The organism is Achromobacter sp. E1 (assembly GCF_037039475.1).
GTDB lineage: Bacteria > Pseudomonadota > Gammaproteobacteria > Burkholderiales > Burkholderiaceae_B > Achromobacter > Achromobacter mucicolens.
In genome coordinates, this window is record NZ_CP146253.1 from 3,561,712 (window position 1) to 3,581,686 (window position 19,975).

Annotated in this window: 21 protein-coding genes; 8 read left to right on the forward strand and 13 right to left on the reverse strand. The window is 65.5% G+C overall.

Translation table 11 applies throughout. From position 1 onward, the window contains the following. Positions 1-7 precede the first annotated feature (7 nt). A complete protein-coding gene (locus V6V88_RS16410) occupies positions 8-1,030 on the forward strand; it encodes an SUMF1/EgtB/PvdO family nonheme iron enzyme (RefSeq protein ID WP_338615637.1) in 1,023 nt (340 codons plus the stop codon). Next, positions 1,027-2,061, forward strand: a complete 1,035-nt coding sequence (locus tag V6V88_RS16415; protein ID WP_338615639.1) for an SUMF1/EgtB/PvdO family nonheme iron enzyme — start codon at positions 1,027-1,029, stop codon at positions 2,059-2,061. The genes V6V88_RS16410 and V6V88_RS16415 overlap by 4 nt, the downstream gene beginning before the upstream one ends. Positions 2,062-2,083: 22 nt before the next feature. Here the strand turns inward: V6V88_RS16415 and V6V88_RS16420 are convergent, their stop codons facing one another. The 6 genes from V6V88_RS16420 to V6V88_RS16445 all read right to left on the reverse strand — a co-directional run bounded on the left by V6V88_RS16420 (position 2,084) and on the right by V6V88_RS16445 (position 7,633). Next, the gene (locus tag V6V88_RS16420) at positions 2,084-3,196 is read right to left on the reverse strand and encodes an NADH:flavin oxidoreductase/NADH oxidase (protein WP_223576060.1); all 1,113 of its coding nucleotides are present in this window, start codon (positions 3,194-3,196) and stop codon (positions 2,084-2,086) included. Positions 3,197-3,291: 95 nt separating this feature from the next. Next, the gene (gene ehuA, locus V6V88_RS16425) at positions 3,292-4,062 is read right to left on the reverse strand and encodes an ectoine/hydroxyectoine ABC transporter ATP-binding protein EhuA (protein WP_223576061.1); all 771 of its coding nucleotides are present in this window, start codon (positions 4,060-4,062) and stop codon (positions 3,292-3,294) included. Beyond that, the gene (ehuD, locus tag V6V88_RS16430; protein ID WP_056324341.1) at positions 4,059-4,730 is read right to left on the reverse strand and encodes an ectoine/hydroxyectoine ABC transporter permease subunit EhuD; all 672 of its coding nucleotides are present in this window, start codon (positions 4,728-4,730) and stop codon (positions 4,059-4,061) included. The genes ehuA and ehuD overlap by 4 nt, the downstream gene beginning before the upstream one ends. After that, positions 4,727-5,380: an ectoine/hydroxyectoine ABC transporter permease subunit EhuC gene (ehuC, locus tag V6V88_RS16435; protein WP_062840689.1), complete on the reverse strand. Its 654-nt coding sequence runs from the start codon at positions 5,378-5,380 to the stop codon at positions 4,727-4,729. The genes ehuD and ehuC overlap by 4 nt, the downstream gene beginning before the upstream one ends. 9 nt (positions 5,381-5,389) lie before the next feature. Then, entirely contained in the window at positions 5,390-6,301 is a 912-nt protein-coding gene (gene ehuB / locus V6V88_RS16440; protein ID WP_081101021.1) for an ectoine/hydroxyectoine ABC transporter substrate-binding protein EhuB, read from the reverse strand. 177 nt (positions 6,302-6,478) lie between these two features. Continuing rightward, positions 6,479-7,633, reverse strand: a complete 1,155-nt coding sequence (locus V6V88_RS16445) for an ABC transporter substrate-binding protein (RefSeq protein WP_062840688.1) — start codon at positions 7,631-7,633, stop codon at positions 6,479-6,481. A gap of 279 nt (positions 7,634-7,912) precedes the next feature. Here V6V88_RS16445 and V6V88_RS16450 point away from each other — a divergent pair, with 279 nt between their 5' ends. Next, the gene (locus V6V88_RS16450; RefSeq protein ID WP_062840687.1) at positions 7,913-8,338 is read left to right on the forward strand and encodes an OsmC family protein; all 426 of its coding nucleotides are present in this window, start codon (positions 7,913-7,915) and stop codon (positions 8,336-8,338) included. Between the two features lie 129 nt (positions 8,339-8,467). Beyond that, positions 8,468-9,757 (forward strand): Nramp family divalent metal transporter, encoded by a 1,290-nt coding sequence (locus V6V88_RS16455; RefSeq protein WP_223576062.1) that lies wholly within the window; start codon positions 8,468-8,470, stop codon positions 9,755-9,757. Positions 9,758-9,837: 80 nt separating this feature from the next. On the opposite strand, the gene V6V88_RS16460 is transcribed toward V6V88_RS16455, so the two are convergent. Continuing rightward, positions 9,838-10,059 (reverse strand): hypothetical protein, encoded by a 222-nt coding sequence (locus V6V88_RS16460; protein ID WP_056324328.1) that lies wholly within the window; start codon positions 10,057-10,059, stop codon positions 9,838-9,840. Between the two features lie 172 nt (positions 10,060-10,231). Next, the gene (locus V6V88_RS16465) at positions 10,232-10,858 is read right to left on the reverse strand and encodes a TetR/AcrR family transcriptional regulator (RefSeq protein ID WP_062840685.1); all 627 of its coding nucleotides are present in this window, start codon (positions 10,856-10,858) and stop codon (positions 10,232-10,234) included. A 127-nt stretch (positions 10,859-10,985) separates the two neighbouring features. Here V6V88_RS16465 and V6V88_RS16470 point away from each other — a divergent pair, with 127 nt between their 5' ends. After that, complete coding sequence (locus V6V88_RS16470; protein WP_062840684.1) at positions 10,986-12,269, forward strand: MFS transporter; 1,284 nt, start codon at positions 10,986-10,988, stop codon at positions 12,267-12,269. A 64-nt stretch (positions 12,270-12,333) separates the two neighbouring features. Here V6V88_RS16470 and V6V88_RS16475 read toward each other — a convergent pair whose 3' ends face one another. Continuing rightward, on the reverse strand, positions 12,334-13,035 hold the full coding sequence (locus V6V88_RS16475; RefSeq protein ID WP_280003377.1) for a GntR family transcriptional regulator: 702 nt from the start codon (positions 13,033-13,035) through the stop codon (positions 12,334-12,336). Positions 13,036-13,162: 127 nt separating this feature from the next. On the opposite strand from V6V88_RS16475, the gene V6V88_RS16480 reads away from it, so the two are divergent. The 3 genes from V6V88_RS16480 to V6V88_RS16490 all read left to right on the forward strand — a co-directional run bounded on the left by V6V88_RS16480 (position 13,163) and on the right by V6V88_RS16490 (position 16,343). Further along, positions 13,163-14,158, forward strand: coding sequence for a tripartite tricarboxylate transporter substrate binding protein (locus V6V88_RS16480; protein ID WP_280003379.1), 996 nt, complete (start codon positions 13,163-13,165; stop codon positions 14,156-14,158). Positions 14,159-14,246: 88 nt separating this feature from the next. After that, positions 14,247-15,047: an enoyl-CoA hydratase-related protein gene (locus V6V88_RS16485; RefSeq protein ID WP_280003381.1), complete on the forward strand. Its 801-nt coding sequence runs from the start codon at positions 14,247-14,249 to the stop codon at positions 15,045-15,047. Between the two features lie 21 nt (positions 15,048-15,068). Next, a complete protein-coding gene (locus tag V6V88_RS16490) occupies positions 15,069-16,343 on the forward strand; it encodes a CoA transferase (RefSeq protein ID WP_128828536.1) in 1,275 nt (424 codons plus the stop codon). A 45-nt stretch (positions 16,344-16,388) separates the two neighbouring features. On the opposite strand, the gene V6V88_RS16495 is transcribed toward V6V88_RS16490, so the two are convergent. From V6V88_RS16495 to V6V88_RS16510, 4 genes are read right to left on the reverse strand one after another with little or no spacing between them, the layout of a single operon-like run. Continuing rightward, entirely contained in the window at positions 16,389-17,117 is a 729-nt protein-coding gene (locus V6V88_RS16495) for an ABC transporter ATP-binding protein (RefSeq protein ID WP_063954883.1), read from the reverse strand. Beyond that, entirely contained in the window at positions 17,114-17,917 is an 804-nt protein-coding gene (locus V6V88_RS16500; protein WP_056324304.1) for an ABC transporter ATP-binding protein, read from the reverse strand. The genes V6V88_RS16495 and V6V88_RS16500 overlap by 4 nt, the downstream gene beginning before the upstream one ends. Next, positions 17,914-19,002 (reverse strand): ABC transporter ATP-binding protein, encoded by a 1,089-nt coding sequence (locus V6V88_RS16505; RefSeq protein ID WP_338615647.1) that lies wholly within the window; start codon positions 19,000-19,002, stop codon positions 17,914-17,916. The genes V6V88_RS16500 and V6V88_RS16505 overlap by 4 nt, the downstream gene beginning before the upstream one ends. Continuing rightward, positions 18,999-19,928 carry a branched-chain amino acid ABC transporter permease gene (locus tag V6V88_RS16510; protein WP_056324299.1) on the reverse strand — a complete coding sequence of 310 codons (930 nt, stop codon included), beginning with the start codon at positions 19,926-19,928 and terminating at the stop codon, positions 18,999-19,001. Before V6V88_RS16510 ends, V6V88_RS16505 begins: the two co-directional genes overlap by 4 nt. Positions 19,929-19,975: the final 47 nt, after the last annotated feature.

A 19,975-nucleotide genomic window follows, 5' to 3' on the forward strand; every position in this document is an offset into this window, starting at 1 on the left:
GCTCGCGATGCACCGTCTTCTATTGCCCGTGGCAGGGACGTTTGCGCTGAGCGCCTGTCACGCCCCCCCTGTCGACAGCCAAAGCCTGTCCGCGACTCACGTCATCGCCATCGCCAAGCGCATCGAACAGCGCTACCACCAGCATCCTGCCCAAGAGCGCCTGGCCTTGCTCAAGCAGGTCGTCACCGCCATCGACAACATGGTCTTTATCGAAGGCGGCACCTTCGAGATGGGTGATTTTGGCTGGGTGAGCGAATACGACCCCACCAACATGTGCGAATGGCCATGCGGGCAGGAGCTCGACGCGTTGTTGCCGCTGGTGCCCGAAGCCGATGCCCGTCCCTTGCACAAGGTCCGCCTCGACAGCTTCTACATGGCCAAGTACCACACCACCATCGGCGAGGATGATCGCTATCGACTGATGAACGGCAAGCCCCTGTACCGTTCGGAACTCACTGACGAGGAGAGAGCCCTCGGCTTGACCATCCCGTATCGCATCAGCGAGGCCCGCCAGTTCAAACCTGATTTTCCTGCGCGCAGCCAATGGCAGGACGGCAAGGACTACTGCCTGTGGCTGGGCGAGATGAGCGGCCTGCCCGTGGACCTGCCCACCGAAGCGCAGTACGAGTATGCCGCCCGCTCCGGCGGCCGCTATGTCGTCTATCCCACCGACACCGGCAGCCTGGACTATGGCCGAAATGTGCACAGCACGGAGTTCGGCACCTTCCGTTTGGTCGACGTCGGTTCATTCCCCCCGAACCCGATTGGCCTTTACGAAATGGGAGAGAATGCCAGATCATGGGTGAACGACTGGTACGACCCCCAGTACTACCAGCACTCGCCGGTCGACAATCCGCGCGGCCCGGAAAGCGGCACAGAGAAAGTCATGCGGGGTGGCATCTATTACGAAACCACTCAGTTCTCTGCCATGACCACGTTCCGCTTTCCTGAGACGCCGACAATGAAAGACTACTACGCCGGCATCAGTTATCGCTGTTCCGTCCAGCAAGCCGAGCCATTGAAAAAATGAAGCTCGCGATGTGCCGTCTTCTATTGCCCGTGGCAGGGCTGCTCGCCCTGAGCGCCTGTCACGCCCCACCAGTCGACAGCCAAAGCCTGTCCGCGACTCACGTCACCGCCATCGCCAAGCGCATCGAACAGCGCTACCGCCAGCATCCTGCCGAAGAACGCTTGGCCTTGCTCAAGCAGGTCGTCACCGCAATCGACAACATGGTCTTTATCGAAGGCGGCACCTTCGAGATGGGCGATTTTGGCTGGGTGAGCGAATACGACCCCACCAACATGTGCGAATGGCCATGCGGGCAGGATCTCGACGCGTTGTTGCCGCTGGTGCCCGAAGCCGATGCCCGTCCCCTGCACAAGGTCCGCCTCGACAGTTTCTACATGGCCAAGTACCACACCACCATCGGCGAGGATGATCGCTATCGACTGATGAATGGTAAGCCTCTCGGCGACATGGAGCTCCTCGAAGAAGAGAGGGCGCGTGGTTTGACCGAGCCCTACCGTGTCCGCGAAGCAAGGCAGTTCAAGCCGGACTTCCCGGCGCGTGCTCATTGGCAAGACGGCAAAGATTACTGCCTGTGGCTGGGCGAGATGAGCGGCCTGCCCGTGGACCTGCCCACCGAAGCGCAATACGAATATGCCGCCCGCTCCGGCGGCCGATATGTCGTCTATCCCACCGACACCGGCAGCCTGGACTATGGCCGAAATGTGCACAGCGGGGAGTTCGGTACACACCGTTTGATTGCCGTCGGTTCATACCCCCCGAACCCGATTGGCCTCTACGAAATGGGTGAGAACGCCAGATCATGGGTGAACGACTGGTACGACCCCCAGTACTACCAACACTCGCCGGTCGACAATCCACGAGGCCCGGAAAGCGGCACAGAAAAAGTCATGCGAGGTGGCATCTACTACGAGACCCCTCAGTTCTCAGCCATGACCACGTTCCGCTTTGCTGAGATGCCGACAATGAAAGAGTACTACTCCGGAATCAGTTATCGCTGTTCCATCCAGCAAGCCGAGCCATTGAAAAAATGAAGCTCGCGATGCCCTATCGGCGCTAGCGCTGGCCGAAGCGCGTCTCGCCGAACAACGCCTTCAACTCGCGCGGCTGCGACCGCCAGTATTGCTTTGGCGCGCTGACCTGGCCGCCCAGCTGGGCGGCCGCGTGCCACGGCCAGCGGGGGTCGTAAAGCATGCCGCGCGCCAGCGCGACCATGTCGGCCTGGCCCTGGGCAATGATGTCCTCGGCCTGCTGGGCCTCGGTGATCAGGCCCACCGTGATCGTAGGCATGCCGATCCGGCGCTTGATTTCCTCGGCGAAGGGAACCTGGTAGTTCGGCCCGACCGGGATCTTCTGCTGCGGCGACACGCCGCCGCTCGAGACGTCGATGAACTCACAGCCGCGCGCCTTCAGCGCTTCGGCGAAGGTCAACGTCTGCTCCAGGTCCCAGCCGCCCTCGACCCAGTCGGTCGCGGACACGCGCACACCCAGCGCCACCGATTGCGGCACGATCTCGCGCAGGGCCTGGAAGACTTCCAGCGGAAAGCGCATGCGGTTCTCCAGCGATCCGCCGTAGGCGTCGTCGCGCTGATTCGACAGCGGCGACAGGAACTGGTGCAGCAGATAGCCATGCGCGGCATGCACTTCGATGGCGTCAAAGCCCAGGCGTAGCGCGCGCCGGGCGCTGTCGACGAACGCATGGCGGATGCGCTCGAGGCCCGCCGCGTCCAGCGCATGCGGCGCGGGCTCGTGGGCGTTGTGCGGCACGGCGGACGGCGCCCATCCCTGCCAGCCGCCAGCGCTTTCGGGAACAAGCTGGCCGCCGTTCCAAGGCGCGTCGCTGGAAGCCTTGCGGCCGGCATGGCCCAGCTGGATGCCCAGCTTGATGGGCGAGTAACGGCGCACGGCGGCAACCACCTTGCCCAGTGCGGCTTCGGTCTCGTCGGACCACAGGCCCAGGTCTCCGGGAGAGATGCGGCCGTCGGCCTCGACCGCGGTAGCCTCGGTAAAGAGCAGCGCGGCGCCCGACAGCGCCAGGTGCCCCAGGTGAATCATGTGCCAATCCGTGGCGCAGCCCACTTCGGCGGAGTATTCGCACATGGGTGCGATGACGATGCGGTTGGCTAAGGCGACATTGCCGATTGACGTGGGGCTGAACAGATGGCTCATGCAGAAAGGCTCCGGGTGCGTTGGACGACACAGCATAGCGCCCGGCCGGGCAAACGCCGTCAATCCCAACGCCCCCGGCAGGGTTACCGCATCGCCTACTGCCCTTCGATCACCGAATCCAGGAACTGGCGCGTGCGCGCTTCCTTGGGCTGGCTGAACAGCACGGACGACTCGGCATCCTCGACGATGTTGCCCTGGTCGAAGAACAGCGTGCGGTCCGAACTGCGTTCGGCGAACTTCATCTGGTGCGTGACGATGATCATCGTCATGCTGCGTCGGGCGGACAGGTCGCGCAGGATCTGCAGGATTCCGCCGACCAGCTCGGGGTCGAGCGCGGACGTGACTTCATCGAACAGCATCACCTGCGGGCACATCGCCAGCGCGCGCGCGATGCCCACCCGCTGCTTCTGCCCGCCCGATAGCTGCGCGGGATAAACGTCGAGCTTGTCGCCCAAGCCCACCATTTCCAGATACTCGACGGCGCGATCGCGCGCCTGGTCGCGCGGCATGCCCAGCACGTGCAGCGGCGCTTCCATGGCGTTGCCCAGCGCCGTCATGTGCGGGAACAGGTTGAAGTGCTGAAACACCATGCCGATCTTGCCGCGCACCTGGCGCAGGTGCGCGGAGTTGACGCCGGCAGGCCGGCCCTGCGCATCCGTCCACATCGGCTCGCCATTGATCTCGATGTCGCCGCTGGTGGGCGGGTCCAGCGTCATCAGCACGCGCAGCAACGTGGACTTGCCCGAACCCGACGGACCGATGACAGCCACGGTCTGCCCCGCCGGGATCTCGAGGTTGATGCCTCGCAGGACTTCCACGTCTCCAAAACGCTTGTGCAGATTCTTGATGCTCACGCTGGCGCTCATCGCTTTCCTCCATATCGTTGCAGGCGGGCCTCCAGGCCGCGCACGCCCCAGGCCGCGACCAGGCTCAGCGCCAGGAACAGCAGGCCCACCAGGGTCAGGGGTTCGGTGTACCGGAACGTCGCGGATCCGATCATCTTGCTTTGCTGCAGCAGTTCGACCACGGTGATGGCCGACAGCAGCGGCGTGTCCTTGAACATCGCCACCAGATAGTTGCCCAGCGCGGGCACCACCGGCGGGATCGCCTGCGGCAACACCACGCCCACCGCCGTGCGCCAGCGCGACATGTTCAGGGCCGTGGCCGCTTCCCACTGGCCGCGTGGCACAGCTTCAATGCCGGCGCGGTACACCTCGGCGCAATAGGTGGCGTAGTGCAGGCCCAGCGCCACGATACCCGTCATGAGCGGGGACATCTGCGCGCCGGTCAGCGGCAAGACATAGAACAGGAAATACATCTGCACCAGCAGCGGCGTGCTGCGCACGAACTCGATGAAAAACGCCGTGGGCATCGACACGATGCGCAGCCGCGACCGCCGGAGCATGGCAAGCACCAGCCCCAACGTCACCGCCACCAGCATGCCGAGCACCGTGGCCTGGATCGTGATGACGAGCGCCGACCCCAGCGTGGGCAGGATTTCCAGGGCGAAAGACCAGTCGAATATCGGTGTCATCGGACTCGGACCCTCCGCTCAAGCAGGCGCACGCCCGCGGTGATCAACAGGGCCACGGCAAAGTACATCAGCAACATCAGCGTGAAGATCTCGGTCGTGCGCAGGGTTTCGCTGCGCAGCAGCTGGCCGCGGAACGTCAGGTCGGTGATGGTGATCAGCGACACCAGGGCCGTGTTCTTCAGGAGCTCGATCAGCAGGTTGCCCGCGGGCGGCAGCATGGCCGGCACGGCTTGCGGCAGCACGATGCGCTGCATGATCTGACGGCGCGTGAGGTTCAACGCCACGCCGGCTTCACGCTGCCCGGGCGGCACGGCCCGGATGGCGCCGCGCACCACTTCCGCCCCATAGGCGCCCGCATTCAGCGCCAGCACCACGATGCCGACCAGCATGGCCGGCAGCTGCACGCCAAAGAGCGGCAGCACGAAGTAGAACCAGAAGAGCTGCACCAGGGCCGACGTGCCGCGAAAGACCTCGACGTAGATCGACGCCGCCCAACGCACGGGCCGCAGGGACGACAGGCGGCCCAGCCCCGACAGCAGCGCAAGCGGCACCGCCAGGACCACGGCGCCCGCCATGATCTGCAGCGTGACGACCAGCCCCTCGAGCAGGGGCGGCACAAGCTGCGCGATATGTTCAGACATCAACTGCATCGGCGCCCCTTACTGTCCGCTGCAGAGCTTGTCCGCGGTCACCCCTTGGGGGAGTTCGTCGGCCGTAAAGCCGAACGGCTCGACGAGCTTCTTGTGTTCGTCGGTGCCGATGAACTTGGCGAGCTCGGCGTTGAAGGCGTCCGCGAAGGCCTTGTCGTCCGTGCGGAAGGCATAGGCGCCGTAACCGCGCACGCCCTTGCCGTCGATGACCGGGTCCGTGAACGGCTCGGCCTTTTCCAGCCCGCTGCCCGCCTGCGTCTTGCCCATCAGGTCGTTGATGGTGAGCGCGGTCGCGGCATAGGCATCGGCGCGGCCGGCCTGCACCCCGGACAGCGCGCTGACCGCATCCGGAAACACGACCACCTGCCCTGCCGGGATGTTGACCTTCTGCGCGTAATCGCCCTCGATCGCGCCCACCACCACGCCAAGCTTGGCATCGGGGTTCTTGGCCACGTCTTCGTAACTGTGCAGGTTCTTGGGATTGCCGTCCTTGACGAGGAACGCTTCGCCCACGCCATAGGTGGGGTTGGAGAACGCCACCTGCTGGCAGCGCTCGGGCGTGATGTACATGCCTGCCGCAATGATGTCGAAACGCTTGGCCGCAAGCCCCGGGATGAGCGAACCGAATTCGGTCAGGACCCCTTCCACCTCGTTGATGCCCATGCGCTTGAGCACCACCCGGGCGATTTCCACCGACTCGCCGGTGACCTTGGCCTCTTTGCTGTCCATGTAGGCAAACGGCGCCTCGTTGGCGTAGCCGATACGGATCTTTCCGGCCGACTTGGCGGCTTCCAGCGTGCTGGCGCTGCTGGCTGGCGCATCGCCTGCTGCCGCGGTCTTGTCGCCGCCCGAGTCCGAACACGCCGCGAGAACGCCCAGGCCAAGGGCCAACAGCAGTCGTCTGGATTGGATGAGGGTCATGAATCTTTCTCCCGAATTTATTTCTAGGTACATGGCTTCGCTAAAAATAATACGCTAAGAAATGATTTCGACACGAATGATATAGATGTGAAAAAGCAGGCCTAAGCCTGCTTTTGACGTTCGTTGCCCTATGACGCGTTAGGACACGTTACGAACGGTAGATAGATATGGCACCGTTTATTGGGCGTAGGAAAAGCGTCCATTCTTGACCGTGCCCATCACCCGGGCGCGCTCATCGAATCCCTGGTGGTTTTCCTTGGTGATGTTCAGCACGCCATTGGGAACGACCAGGTCACGGGTGTTTTCCAGCGCGTCGCGCAGCGCCAGGCGGAACTCGGGCGTGCCGGGCTTGGCGCCCGTCTTGAGCGCCCGAGACACCGCCGAATCCAGCAGCATCCAGGCGCCATAGGCGTCCCCGGCGAACTGGGTCAGCGTATTCGGGCCGTATTGCTGCTCGTACTTGTCCGCGAAGGCGACCGCGACCTTTTTGACCGGGTTGGAATCGGGCAACTCGCGCGCCACCACACCTGGGCCGGTGGGGAACAGGGTGCCCTCCACGTCCTTGCCGCCGACCTGCAGGAATTCAAGCGTGCCGATGCCGTGCGTCTGGTAGACGGCGCCGGTGTAGCCGCGTTCGAGCAGCGTCTTCTGGGGCAGCGCGGCTGGCGTGCCGGAGCCGGCGATGAGCACCGCGTCCGGCTTGGCGGCAATGACCTTGAGCACCTGGCCGACCACCGACGCGTCGGTGCGCTGAAAGCGCTCTTGCGCGACGAGTTTCAGGTCGGACCCGGCCGCGGCCGTGAACTCCTTCAGCCAGCTGTCGCCATACGAATCGGCAAAGCCGATGAAGGCCACGTTCTTCAGGCCCTTCTTCTTCATGTCTTCGACCAGCACCGTGGCCATCAGCGAGTCGTTCTGCGGCATCTTGAAGGCCCAGGTGCGCTTGGGATCCGACTGCGGTTCCACGATGACGCTGGACGCGGCCAACGCGATCATCGGGGTCTTGGTTTCGGCCAGCACGTCCAGGGCGGCCAGCGCGGAGGCTGTGATGTTGGGGCCGACGATGGCGTCCACCTTGTCCTCGGAGGTCAGCTTGCGCATGTTCTTGACCGCCCGGCTGACGTCCGTGCCGTCGTCCAGCACCACGTACCGCGCGGGTTCGCCCCCTAGCGTGTTGGGCCACAGGCGGATCGCGTTGTTGGTCTGGATGCCGATGGCGGCGGCGGGGCCCGTGGTGGACACGTCCACGCCGATCACGATTTCAGCTTGGGCGGACAGGGCGGGAACGGCCAGCGCGACGGCGCAGGCGTAGCGGGCAAGGATGCGAGGCATGACTACGGCTCTTGGATGGGAGTGAAGGAGATGCCGCTATTTTGCCTGATGCGCCAGCGGCGGTTATTGACGCGGCCAACCCTTGTTGCGCGGTAAGTGCCCCGCCAGGCCATCGTTACATCGGCTTGCCGTTGCGTACCGGCCTTTTACGCGGTGGGCGGGGTGGCGGGACGTATCATCGACGGTGCCGCCTGAGGCAAGGCGCGCCGCCCCTGCGGCGGCGCCTCTCCCCACCCCGGACGCGCCGCCCGCGGCTGCGTTCCCACACAGGAGTCACGTATGAAGAAAACCGCAACCGCCGCCTGGTCGGGCGATCTGAAGACTGGCAAAGGCACGATTTCCACGCAGAGCGGCGCGCTCAAGAGCCAACCCTACGGCTTTAACACCCGCTTCGGCGACACGCCGGGCACCAACCCCGAAGAACTGCTGGGCGCGGCGCACGCCGGATGCTTCACCATGGCGCTGTCTAACATCCTGGGCGAAGCGGGCATGGTCGCGCAAAGCCTGGACACCAAGGCCGAAGTCACGCTGGACAAGGTCGATGACGGCTTTTCCATCACCGCCGTGCATCTGACCGTGGAGGCCGTCATTCCCGGCGCCTCCGCCGAAGCGTTCGAGGAAGCCGCCCGCAAGGCCGAAAAGGGCTGCCCGGTTTCCAAGGTGCTGAACGCCAAGATCTCGATGGACGCCAAGCTGAAGTCCTGACCGGCGCGAAGATAATCCGGCTCTGGACGGGGCCGGATCATTGGCCCGCCCTATCCCGGGCGTGGCCAAAATCAATTTGACGGTGCAGGTGCGCTCCTGAAAAATGAGAACCATTCTCAGGAGCAGCACATGACCGGATTCATCTACGCAATATCAGGCGGCAATGCCGCCCTGGCGCAGGACGCGCGGGTTTCCGCGAACCTGCGCCGCATGGTCGGGTCGGGCATCCTGGTCGCCGTCGGCTACATCGATCCGGGCAACTGGGCGACCGACATCGCCGGCGGCAGCGGCTTTGGCTACGGCCTGCTGATGGTCGTCATCACGTCGGCCTTCCTGGCGCTGGGTTTTCAGGTGCTCGTGTCGCGCCTGGCGCTTGCCACGGGTCACGATCTGGCCACCCTCACCGCCCGCCACCTTTCCCCGCGTTTGGCCAAGGCAGCCTGGCTGGCCGGCGAGGCCGCCATTCTGGCGACCGCGTTGGCCGAACTGATCGGCGGCGCGATCGCGCTTCGGCTGCTGTTCGGACTGCCGCTCATCGCGGGCGTCGCGGTGACGGGGATCGGCACCTTTGCCGTGCTGGCGATGACGCGCGGCAATGCCGACCGGCATGAACGCGTGATCGCCCTGCTGCTGTCCGTGGTCGCGCTGTCGTTCGTCTTCCTGCTGTTCAAGGCCAATCCGGCCTGGACGGAAGTGGCGCATGGCGTCACCGAAACCGGCCGCGCGCTTCGCGATCCGCAAGGCTTTTTGATCGCGCTGGGGATTCTGGGCGCGACCCTCATGCCGCACAACCTCTATCTGCATTCGGGCTCGCTTGCGCAGCGGGCGCGGGACCTGCCGCCGCAGGCGCTGGGCATGGCGATGCGGGTGGCGCGCAACGACACGATCGTGTCGCTGGGCGTGGCCATGCTCATCAATTCGGCCATCATGATCGTGGCGGCCGCCTCGCTGTCGGGATCCGGCATGACGGTGTCCAGTTTGGACGATGCGCATGCGGTGATCGGCCACACGCTGGGCATCGGGGCGGCGGTCGTGTTTGCCGTGGCGCTGTACGCCGCGGGCCAAAGCTCCACCATCACGGGCGTGTTGGCCGGACGCATCCTGTCCAAGGGATTCCAGGTCGGCAGCAACTGGTCCGACCGCCGCCGCGCATTGATGACGCGCTTGGTGGCGGGCGCTGCCGCCGTCGGCCTGCTGGCGTTCACGGGCGGCAACGATCCGGACGGGTTGCTGGTGCTGAGCCAGGTCATCCTGAGTCTTGCCCTGCCCTTCGCCCTGGGTCCCCTGGTCGTGCTGGCCTGCCGCAAGAGCCTGATGGGCCGCTACGTGCTGAAAGGCGCGTGGGCCTGGGCCGCCATCGGCGCCACCGTCGGCATCATCGTGCTGGACGCCTATCTGCTGCTGGATATCGTGGCCTGAGGGGGGCCAGCGCCGCCTGCCAGGGGCAGGCAAAAAAAAACGCCAGCGATCAAAGCTGGCGTTTTTTCTGGCGGGGTGCTTCAGTGGTACGCGGACACGACCGGGTGTTGACGGCGGCCGGCGTCCATATTGTGCAGGACCTCGCCGACAGCGCCGCCCAGTGCAGCCATGCGCAGCTTCAGGCGCAACCAGCGCGAGCGAGCGGTGGGACCGGACAGGGTTTCCGCCTTGATGGCCTCGCGGATCAGGGACCGCTCCAGCGCATCCGACATACGGGCATTTTTCAACGCGGTATCGCTCATGATTCTCTCCTTGAGAAAGCGCGATGTGGAACAACGTGAATCCATCTTAGATCCGCGTATGCTGCGTTGCAATAAAAATCACAAACATTTTTTTCGGCGTTGCGCAATGGGTACAAACACCACCACAACGGTGCATGCCGCACACGGTTACGCACCGAGTTTGTGCGGCGGCCTAGGCCGTTCGGCCGGGCAGGTGCGCCTGAATCAGCTTGTCGGCCATCGAAGCCACCCGCCCGGCGGGCCCACCCGCCCCGAAAAGCTGGCTGGATACGAACGCGCCTTCGATCAATAGCAGCAGTCCATCGGCCAGGGCTTCGGGATCTTCCGCGCCCATCCCGGCGGCCATGGCGTTCAGCCGGCGGCGCAATTCGCGTTTGTGTTCAACGGCCACGGCGCGGGCCGGATGATTGGGTTCGGGGTATTCGACCGCGGCGTTCGTCAGCCCGCATCCCCGGTAGCCGTTCTGCACCGCACGTCCTGCCATGCCGGTCAGGTAGTCGAGCAATTGGGCGCGCGGATCGCCCGGATGGGCGGCGCACGCGGCGTCAAAGCGCGCCCAGAATTCGGCGTCGTAATCGCGCAGGTACGCAGCCGCCAATTCGTCCTTCGAGGAAAAACTGCGGTACAGGCTGGGTTTCGTCACGCCAGCCTGGTTGACGATGGCGTCCACGCCCACGGCGCGGATGCCGTCGCGGTAGAACATCTCGCGCGCGGTCTTGCGGATTCGGTCGGCCGCCAGGAGCGGCTTGGATGGCGTGGCGCCGGGGGTGGCGGACGCGGGGGAACTCTTGCTGGCCATACGAGGCTCCTTTTCTGCGAAACAGCGCGAGCGGCCATCTGCGAAAACAGGGTCGCCAAAAATCGCTTGACGATGTTACTGACCGGTACGTACTATCCGCAAACCTTAATACGTACCGGTCAGTAACATGAGTATAGCCCAGCCTCCATTCCCCTTCCGCCGCGCCGGTCAGAAGTACGCGTTCGTGGTGGTTGCCGTGATTTTCCTGTCGCTGCTGGTCGCGGCCGGCCTGCGATCTTCGCCCAGTGTGCTGCTGGTGCCGCTGGAAGAAGCGTTCGGATGGAGCCGAAGTTCGATCTCGTTTGCCGCCGCGCTGGGCATTTTTCTGTACGGACTGGTTGGCCCCTTCGCAGCCGCCGCGATGGAGCGCTTTGGATTGCGGCGCGTGCTGATCACGGCGCTGATCCTGATGTCGGCCTCCAGCGCCGTCAGCGCCTACATGACCGAACCCTGGCATCTGATCATGACCTGGGGCGTGTTCTCGGGCATCAGTTCGGGCGCCGTGGCGATCGTGATGGGCGCGACCGTGGTGAACCGCTGGTTCGTCAAGCACCGCGGACTGATGATGGGCCTTCTGACCGCCAGCGCTGCCACCGGCACGCTGGTGTTCCTGCCGGTGCTGGCCGCGCTGGCCTCGTCGGGCGACTGGACGCGCGTGGTCTGGACGGTGGCCGGCGCCGCGGCCGCGCTCGTGCCGCTGGCCTGGTGGCTGGTGCCCGACCGCCCGTCCAGCGTGGGTCTCGTGCCCTTTGGCAGCGATCCGCACGCGACGCCCGCCCCCGCCGCGCCGCGCACCGGCATGGTGGCCGCCACCTTCGGCACGCTGGCGCGCGCGGCCCGCACGCGTACGTTCTGGTATCTGTTCGCCACGTTTTTCGTGTGCGGGTTCACGACCAATGGCCTGGTGGGCACGCACCTGATCGCACTGTGCGGCGACCACGGCATGCCCGAAGTGCAGGCGGCCGGCTTGTTGGCCATGATGGGCATCTTCGACCTGCTCGGGACCACGGCCTCCGGCTGGCTGACCGACCGCTACGATCCGCGCAAGCTGCTCTTCGTGTACTACGCGCTGCGCGGCCTGTCCCTGATGTACCTGCCCTATTCCGATTTCTCGTTCTACAGCCTGTCGATCTTCGCGATCTTTTTTGGTCTGGACTGGATTGCCACGGTACCGCCCACGCTGCGCCTGACGACGGAAGCCTTCGGCGAACGCGACGCCTCGATCGTCTTCGGGTGGATCGTGGCGGGCCACCAGATGGGCGCGGCAAGCGCCGCCTGGATGGCGGGCGCGCTGCGCGAAGCCCAGGGCAGCTACCTGATGGCTTTTGTGATCTCGGGCTCGACCGGCATCATCGCCGCCGTGCTGGCGCTCATGATTGGTAGAAAGCGCGTGGTGGCGCAACCTGCCTGAACTCGCCCGTCCGCTTGCAGGCAGGCGCCTGCATTCGGAAGGGCCGCGGCGGTCCGCCCTGCCCTCAGGCCGCGCCGCCGGTGCGCCCGCGCAGGTTGTAGGCCTTCTTGCCGCCCACGTGTTTGCGGATGAGGGCTTCGGCGCGTTCGCCGTCGCGCGCCATCAACGCCTGCACAAAGGCCTCGTGGTCGGCCACCGCCGTCGTCCATTCGTCCAGGTCGAAATTGGACTTGTAGCGCAGCGCCTGCACCTGCAGGTTCAGCCGGTCGTAGGAGTGTGACAACGCCGGGTTGTGCGCGGCGCGATTGATCGCGATGTGCGTGCCCATGCTGGCCGCAAAATACGCGCGGATGTCCCGTTTTTCATAGTTTTCAAGCATCTGCGCATGCAGCCGCCCGATCTGGGCCAGCTCCGCGTCGGACGCGCGCTCGGCGGCGCTGCGCACCGCCAGCCCTTCCAGCACCGACAACACGTCGAAGATGTTCTCGATGTCCTCGGCGGACAGCTCGATCACCATTGCGCCGCGCTTGGGCTGCAGCGACACCAGGCCATCCGAGGCCAGCATCCGGTACGCCTCGCGCAGCGGCGTGCGGGAGATCTTCAGCTGATCGCACAGATCCCGTTCGTTCAGCCACGTGCCGGGCTTCAGCGTGCCATCGATGATGAGCTGGCGCAGCCGTTCCGCCACGACCGCCGGCAGCGTGGGATGGTGGATGGCCAAATCGGGGACGGAGACATCGGCAATCAAGGGTTCAGGGTTAGCCATGGGTTGTTCATGCTCGCAACATCGACTATTTTTGTATCTGGTATACCAAACACCAACGGCATACCAACCTGACCCAATCATAGAGCAAGCAGCCCCTGGGCAGGACTCATCCACCAAAGGAGACCCTATGAACAAGCATGCTCGCGCCTGGACCGGCGTATTGATACTGGCCGCCGGCCTCGCGGCGGCCAGCCCCGTTGTGGCGCAGGATCCGGTCAAGTGGCCGGAACGTCCCATCCGGCTGGTCGTCGGCTTCGTGCCCGGCGGCGGCACCGACGTGTCGGCCCGCATCCTGTCGGCGCGCCTGTCCACCCTGCTGGGCCAGCAGGTCGTGGTCGAGAACAAGCCGGGGGCTTCCGGCCTGATTGCGGCCGACTATGTGGTCAAGGCGGATCCGGACGGCTACACGCTGCTGCTGGCCAATATGCAGTCCACCGTGGCCGCGCCTTACGTCGTGCAGTCCAACATCGATCCCAACAAGGATTTCACGGCGGTTCGGTACATCGGGTCGGTGCCGAACGTGCTGGTCGTCAATCCCGCCAAGCACGCGTACACCACGGTGCAGAACCTGGTGGACGACGCCCGCGCCAAGCCCAAGCAACTCCTGTACGCGTCGTCCGGCATGGGCAGCCCGCAGCATCTGAGCGCCGCGCGTTTCTCGCAGATTGCCGGGGTGCAGATGGAGCACGTGCCGTACAAGGGCAGCGGCCAGGCCATGACCGACCTGCTGGGCGGCAGCGTGGACCTGAACTTCGACACGCTGCCGGGCGCGATCAACCAGATCCAGGCCGGCAAGCTGCGGCCGCTGGCCGTGACCAGTCCGCAGCGCAGCAAGCGGCTGCCCGATGTGCCGACGCTGGCCGAATCCGGCATCAAGGGCCTGGACGTCGTGCAGTGGTACGCGGTCCTTGCTCCGGCCAAGCTGCCCCACCCGATCATGGAAAAGCTCGACCGGGCGCTTGCCCAGACGCTGGCCGACGCCGAGGTCGCCGCCAAACTCGCCGACCAGGGCATGGACCTGGGCGGCGGTCCGCAATCCCCCGCCGCCTTCGCCTCGTACGTGCGGGACGAATGGAGCAAGTACGGCAAGCTCACCGCAAGCCTGGGCCTGACGAAGCAGTAAGGCCCGCAAAAAGCCCCGCAGTAAGCCCCAACACCGGGCACGACTCACCTGGCGGGGGACGCCCCCCCGCGCATGCAAAAGGAATCCCATGACCGCTACTTCCACCCCGGGCTCCGCGCCCATCCTGCTGCACCGCGACGGCGACATCGCAACCGTGGTGCTGAACCGGCCGGAAAAGCTCAACGCCTTCACCATCGACGGCTGGCGCTTGCTGGGCGACACGTTTCTCGACCTGGACCGCGACGACGGCGTGCGCTGCGTGCTGCTGCGCGGGGCGGGCGAGAAAGCATTCTCGCCGGGCAACGACATCGGAGAGTTCGAGACGGCCCGCAGCAACAAGCGGCAGGCCGTGGAGTACGGCGCCGTCATGCGCCGCACGATCGAGGCGATCGGCGGGTGCCGCCACCCCGTGGTGGCGCAGATCCATGGCATCTGCGTGGGCGGCGGGCTGGAGATCGCCAGCCTGGCCGACGTGCGCATCTGCGGGGAAAGCTCACGGTTCGGCGTGCCCATCAAGAACCTGGGGCTGGTGATGTCGTATTCGGAGCTGGCCCCGCTGGTTCGGCTGGTCGGCCCCACCGTGGCGCTGCAGGTGCTGCTGGAAGGCAACATCTTCGACGCCGCCGAGGCCTTGCGACTGGGCGTGGTCTCGCGCGTGGTGGCCGATGACCAGGTGGCGGCTGACGCCCAGGCAACGGCCCGCCGGATCGCGGACGGCGCGCCGCTGGTGGCCCGCTGGCACAAGAAGTTCGTGCGCAACCTGGTGCAGGGCAAGGCGCTGACCGATGCCGACCGCGACGAAGCTTTCGACTGCTTCGACACCGAGGATTTCCGCGCCGGCTACCGCGCCTTCCTGGCCAAGGCCAAACCGCAATTCAGCGGCCGCTGAACGAACGATCGAGGAACACGCATGCACAACGACAACCGCGGCTCCGGCCGCCCGCCCTTCCCCGCTTCCGATGCCCCCGCCGCCGGCGCGCTGGCCGGCATGCGCGTCATCGAGCTGTCGCAGATCATGGCCGGCCCCACCTGCGGCATGATGCTCGCGGACCTGGGCGCCGATGTCATCAAGGTCGAGAAGATCGACGGCGGCGACGATTCGCGCCAATACCGCGATCCGCAGATCAACGGCATCTCGGCGCCTTTCCTGATGCTCAACCGCAACAAGCGCGCCATCGCGCTGGACCTGAAGCATCCCGACGGCAAGAAGGTGCTATTGCGCATGATCCGCGACGCCGACGTGGTGACCGAGAACTTCCGCAAGGGCACGATGGAGAAACTGGGCCTGGGCTACGACACGCTGCGCAAGGAGAACCCGGGTCTCATCTATTGCGCCGTCTCGGGCTATGGCACGACGGGCCCCTACGCCGACAAGGGCGGATTCGATCTTGTGGCGCAAGGCTTCTCGGGGTTGATGGCCATCACCGGTGAGCCCGGCGGGCCGCCGCTGCGCACCGGCAACTCGGTGGCCGACATCAACGCGGGCCTGCTCGCGGCGTTCGGCGTGCTGGCAGCCTACCAGCACAAGCAGCGCACCGGCGAAGGCCAGATCGTGGAGACCTCATTGCTGGAGGCCAGCCTGCAGCAGCTCTACTGGCATGCCGCCATCTACTTTGGCAGCGGCGTCTCGCCCGGTCCCACGGGGTCGGCGCACGTGCTGAGCGCGCCCTATCAGGCGTTTCCCACGCGCACCGACTGGATCATCATCGGCGGCGCCAACGAAAAGAACTGGCAGCGCATCGCGCAGGCGCTGGGCAAGCCCGAATGGGCCGACGATCCGCGCTTTGCGCGCAACCGCGACCGCATGCAGAACCGCGACGCGCTGGTCGAGGAGATTTCCGCCATCCTGAAAACCCGCGACGCGCAGGAATGGCTAGACATCTTCGATGCGGCCGGCGTGCCCGCCGGTCCGGTGCACTCGATCGCGCAGGCCTTGTCGCACCCGCAGACGCTGGCCCGTGAAATGGTGGTCGAACAGGAGCATCCGGTAGCGGGCAAGGTCCGCACGGTAGGCATGCCCGTGAAACTGTCCGCCACGCCTGCCCGCTATCATCGCGCCGCGCCGCGGCTGGGCGAGGATTCCATTGCGATCCTGGGGGAGTTCGGCTATGACAGGCAGGAGATCGACGCGCTGATCGACGCCGGTGTGGTCGCGGCCGTGGACCGCGAGCCGGTGCAGGCTTGAGCCAGCAGAACGCAAGGCGGGAGACCGCCTTGCGTCAGGTCTTGCTTACTCCACTTCGCCCAGGTACGCCGCGCGCACCTTGGGATCGTGCAGCATGTCGCGCGCAGGTCCCGACAGGGTGATCTCGCCCGACTCCATCACGTAGCCGCGATGGCTGTTTTCCAGGGCGAGGCGCGCGTTCTGCTCGATGAGCAGGATCGTCACGCCTTCGCTGGCGATGGTGCGCACCACTTCAAATACCTTTTCCACCATCAGCGGCGCAAGCCCCATCGACGGCTCGTCCAGCAGCAGCAGCTTGGGTCGCGCAATCATCGCGCGACCCATCGCCACCATCTGCTGCTCGCCGCCCGACAACGTGCCGGCGGCCTGCTTGCGGCGTTCGGCCAGGCGCGGGAACAGCGTGAATACGCGGTCCGTGTCCTGGCGGATCTGGGCGGCGTCGCGGCGGATGTAGCCGCCCATCGCCAGGTTTTCCTCGATGGTGAGCTGCCCGAAGATGCCGCGGCCCTCGGGCACCATGACCAGGCCCTTGCGGACCAGTTCGTGCGACTTCTGGCCGCCGATGGATTGGCCGGCATAGACGACCTCGCCGCCGGCCAGCGGCACCAGGCCGCAGATGGCGCGCAGCGTCGTGCTCTTGCCCGCGCCGTTGGCGCCGATCAGGCAGACCAGTTCACCGTCGTCCACGCGCAGATCGATGCCGCGCACCGCACGAATGCCGCCGTAGGACACTTGCAGGCCCCGCAGCTCGAGCAGGGGTTGGGATGCCGTCATGTTGCCTGGCCCTCGTTGTGGATGAGCGGATCCTGCGCAGCCCCGGCGCCCAGATACGCTTCAATGACCTTGGGATCGCGCTGCACCTGGGCAGGCTTGCCCATCGCCAGCACCTTCCCGTATTCCAGCACCAGCACGCGATCGCACAGGCCCATGACGAGCTTCATGTCGTGTTCGATCAGCAGCACGGTGACCCCGTCGGCGCGGATCTTTTCCACCAGCTTGCGCAGCACGACCGTTTCCGAGGCGTTCATGCCCGCGGCAGGTTCGTCCAGCGCCAGCAGCTTCGGATCCGTCGCGAGCGCGCGGGCGATCTCCAGACGCCGCTGGTCGCCGTAAGGCAGCGACCGCGCGACGTCGTTCGCGCGATGGCCGATGCCCACGTAGTCCAGCAGCTCCTGGGCGCGCGCCTCGATGGCGGCTTCTTCGGCACGGGTCGCGCGGGTGCGCAGCACCGCACCCAGCACGCCCGCGCGGGTGCGCATGTGGCGGCCGATCATCACGTTCTCAATCGCGCTCAGGTTCGCAAAAAGGCGGATGTTCTGGAAGGTGCGCGCCAGGCCCGCATACGCGACCTCGTGCGGCTTCTTGCCCGACATGGATTCGCCGTTGAACGTGCAGGTGCCTTCCTCGGGGATGTAGAGGCCGGTCAGCACGTTGAACAGCGTCGTCTTGCCCGCGCCGTTCGGGCCGATCAGGCCATAGATCTCGCCCTGTTCGATGTCGAAACTGACGCCCGACAGGGCCTGCAGCCCGCCGAAGCGCTTGCCCAGTCCCTGGGCTTGCAACAGCTTGCTCATGCCGCGCCTCCTTGCGTCTTGGTGGCAAGTTCGCGCCTGCGCACCGCCGACGGCCACAGGCCGGCCGGACGGAACAGCATCACGCACACCATCGCCAAGCCGAACAGCAGCATGCGGATGCCTTCCGGATCCAGCACCACGGCGCCGAACAGCATGTGCTGGACGGGTTCCACAACGGCGCGCAGGAATTCCGGCAACGCGGCCAGGATCAGCGCGCCCAGGATGACGCCCGGAATGTGGCCCATGCCGCCAAGCACCACCATGCACAGGATCGAGATCGACTCCATGAGCGAGAAGCTCTCGGGGCTGACGAAGCCCTGCATCGATGCGAAGAGCGCGCCCGCGACGCCCCCGAACGATGCGCCCATCGCAAAGGCCAGCAGCTTGATGTTGCGGGTGTTGATGCCCATCGCCTTGGCGGCGACTTCGTCTTCGCGGATGGCTTCCCACGCGCGGCCGATGCGCGAGTTCTGCAGGCGCACGCACACCACGACGATGATCAGCGTCAGCGCGAGCAGCAGGTAGTAGTACTTTTCCGGCCCGGTGAACCGGATGCCCATCAGGTTCTGCGTTCGGCCAAAGACAAACTCGCCCACCTTGAAGGTGTCGATGCGGTTGATGCCTTGCGGCCCGTTGGTAACGTTGATCGGCGCATTCAGGTTGTTCAGGAAGATGCGGATGATCTCGCCAAACCCGAGCGTCACGATGGCCAGGTAGTCGCCTCGCAACTTCAATGTCGGCGCGCCCAGCAGCACCCCGAACAGGCACGCGACCGCCAGCGCGATCGGCAGGATCGCCCAGAACGGCAGGTGCAGCCCGAAATGCGGCGAGGCAAGCAGCGCCCACGTGTAGGCCCCCACCGCGTAGAACGCGATATAGCCCAGGTCCAGGAGACCGGCGAAGCCCACCACGATGTTCAGGCCCAGCGACAGCATCACGTACAGCAGCGCGAAGTTCAGGATGCGGACCCAGCTCTGGCCGGCCATGCCGATGACGAACGGCAGCACGGCCAGCACGACGCCGATCAGGGCGATGCCGATCAGGTTGCGGGTGGAGAACCCGCTTTTCTTCAGATGGGCGTTCATGCGCGATCCCCCACCCGTTCACCCAGGAGACCCGAGGGACGGAAGATCAGCACCAGCACCAGCACGAAGAACGCAAACACGTCCTGATAATGGCTGCCCAAAAAGCCGCCGGTCAGGTCGCCGATGTAGCCCGCGCCCAGCGATTCGATGATGCCCAGCAGCAAGCCGCCGGCCATGGCGCCGACCAGGTTGCCGATCCCGCCCAGCACGGCGGCGGTGAACGCCTTCAGGCCCAGCATGAAGCCCATCGTGTATTGCGACACGCCGTAATACGTGGCGACCATCATGCCGGCCACGGCAGCAAGCGCCGACCCGATCAGGAAGGCTGCCGAAATCACCGTATTGATGTTCACGCCCATCAGGCCCGCGACCTCGCGGTTCTGTGCGGTGGCGCGCATCGCGGTGCCCAGCCGGGTCTTGTGCACGACAGCCAGCAAGCCGCCCATGATGAGCGCGGCGATCACCACGATGGCAATCTGCAGCGTGCTCATGCGCGCGCCGGCAAACTCGAACACCTGCGGCGACAGCACTTGCGGGAAGTTCAGGTAGTTGCGGCCCCAGCCCATCATCGCCACGTTCTGCAGGATGATGGACACGCCGATGGCCGTGATGAGAGCCGCCAGGCGGGGCGCGCGGCGCAGCGGCCGGTAGGCCACGCGTTCGGCCGTCCAGCCCACCGCCATGCACAGGGGCACCGAGACCAGCAGGCCCACGCCCAGGACCACAAAGGCCGAGACGCCGGGATCGCCGCCCACCAGCGAAATGGCGATCGTGGTGGCCGCCATCGCGCCGATCATGACGACGTCGCCATGCGCGAAGTTAATCAGCCCGATGATGCCGTACACCATGGTGTAGCCAAGGGCGACCAGGGCGTACACGCTGCCAAGCGTGACGCCGTTAATCAGTTGTTGAATGAAGATATCCATAGGGGCCGCTGAATAAGCCTGGAAGAATCGCGCGGGGCGGCCAGGGC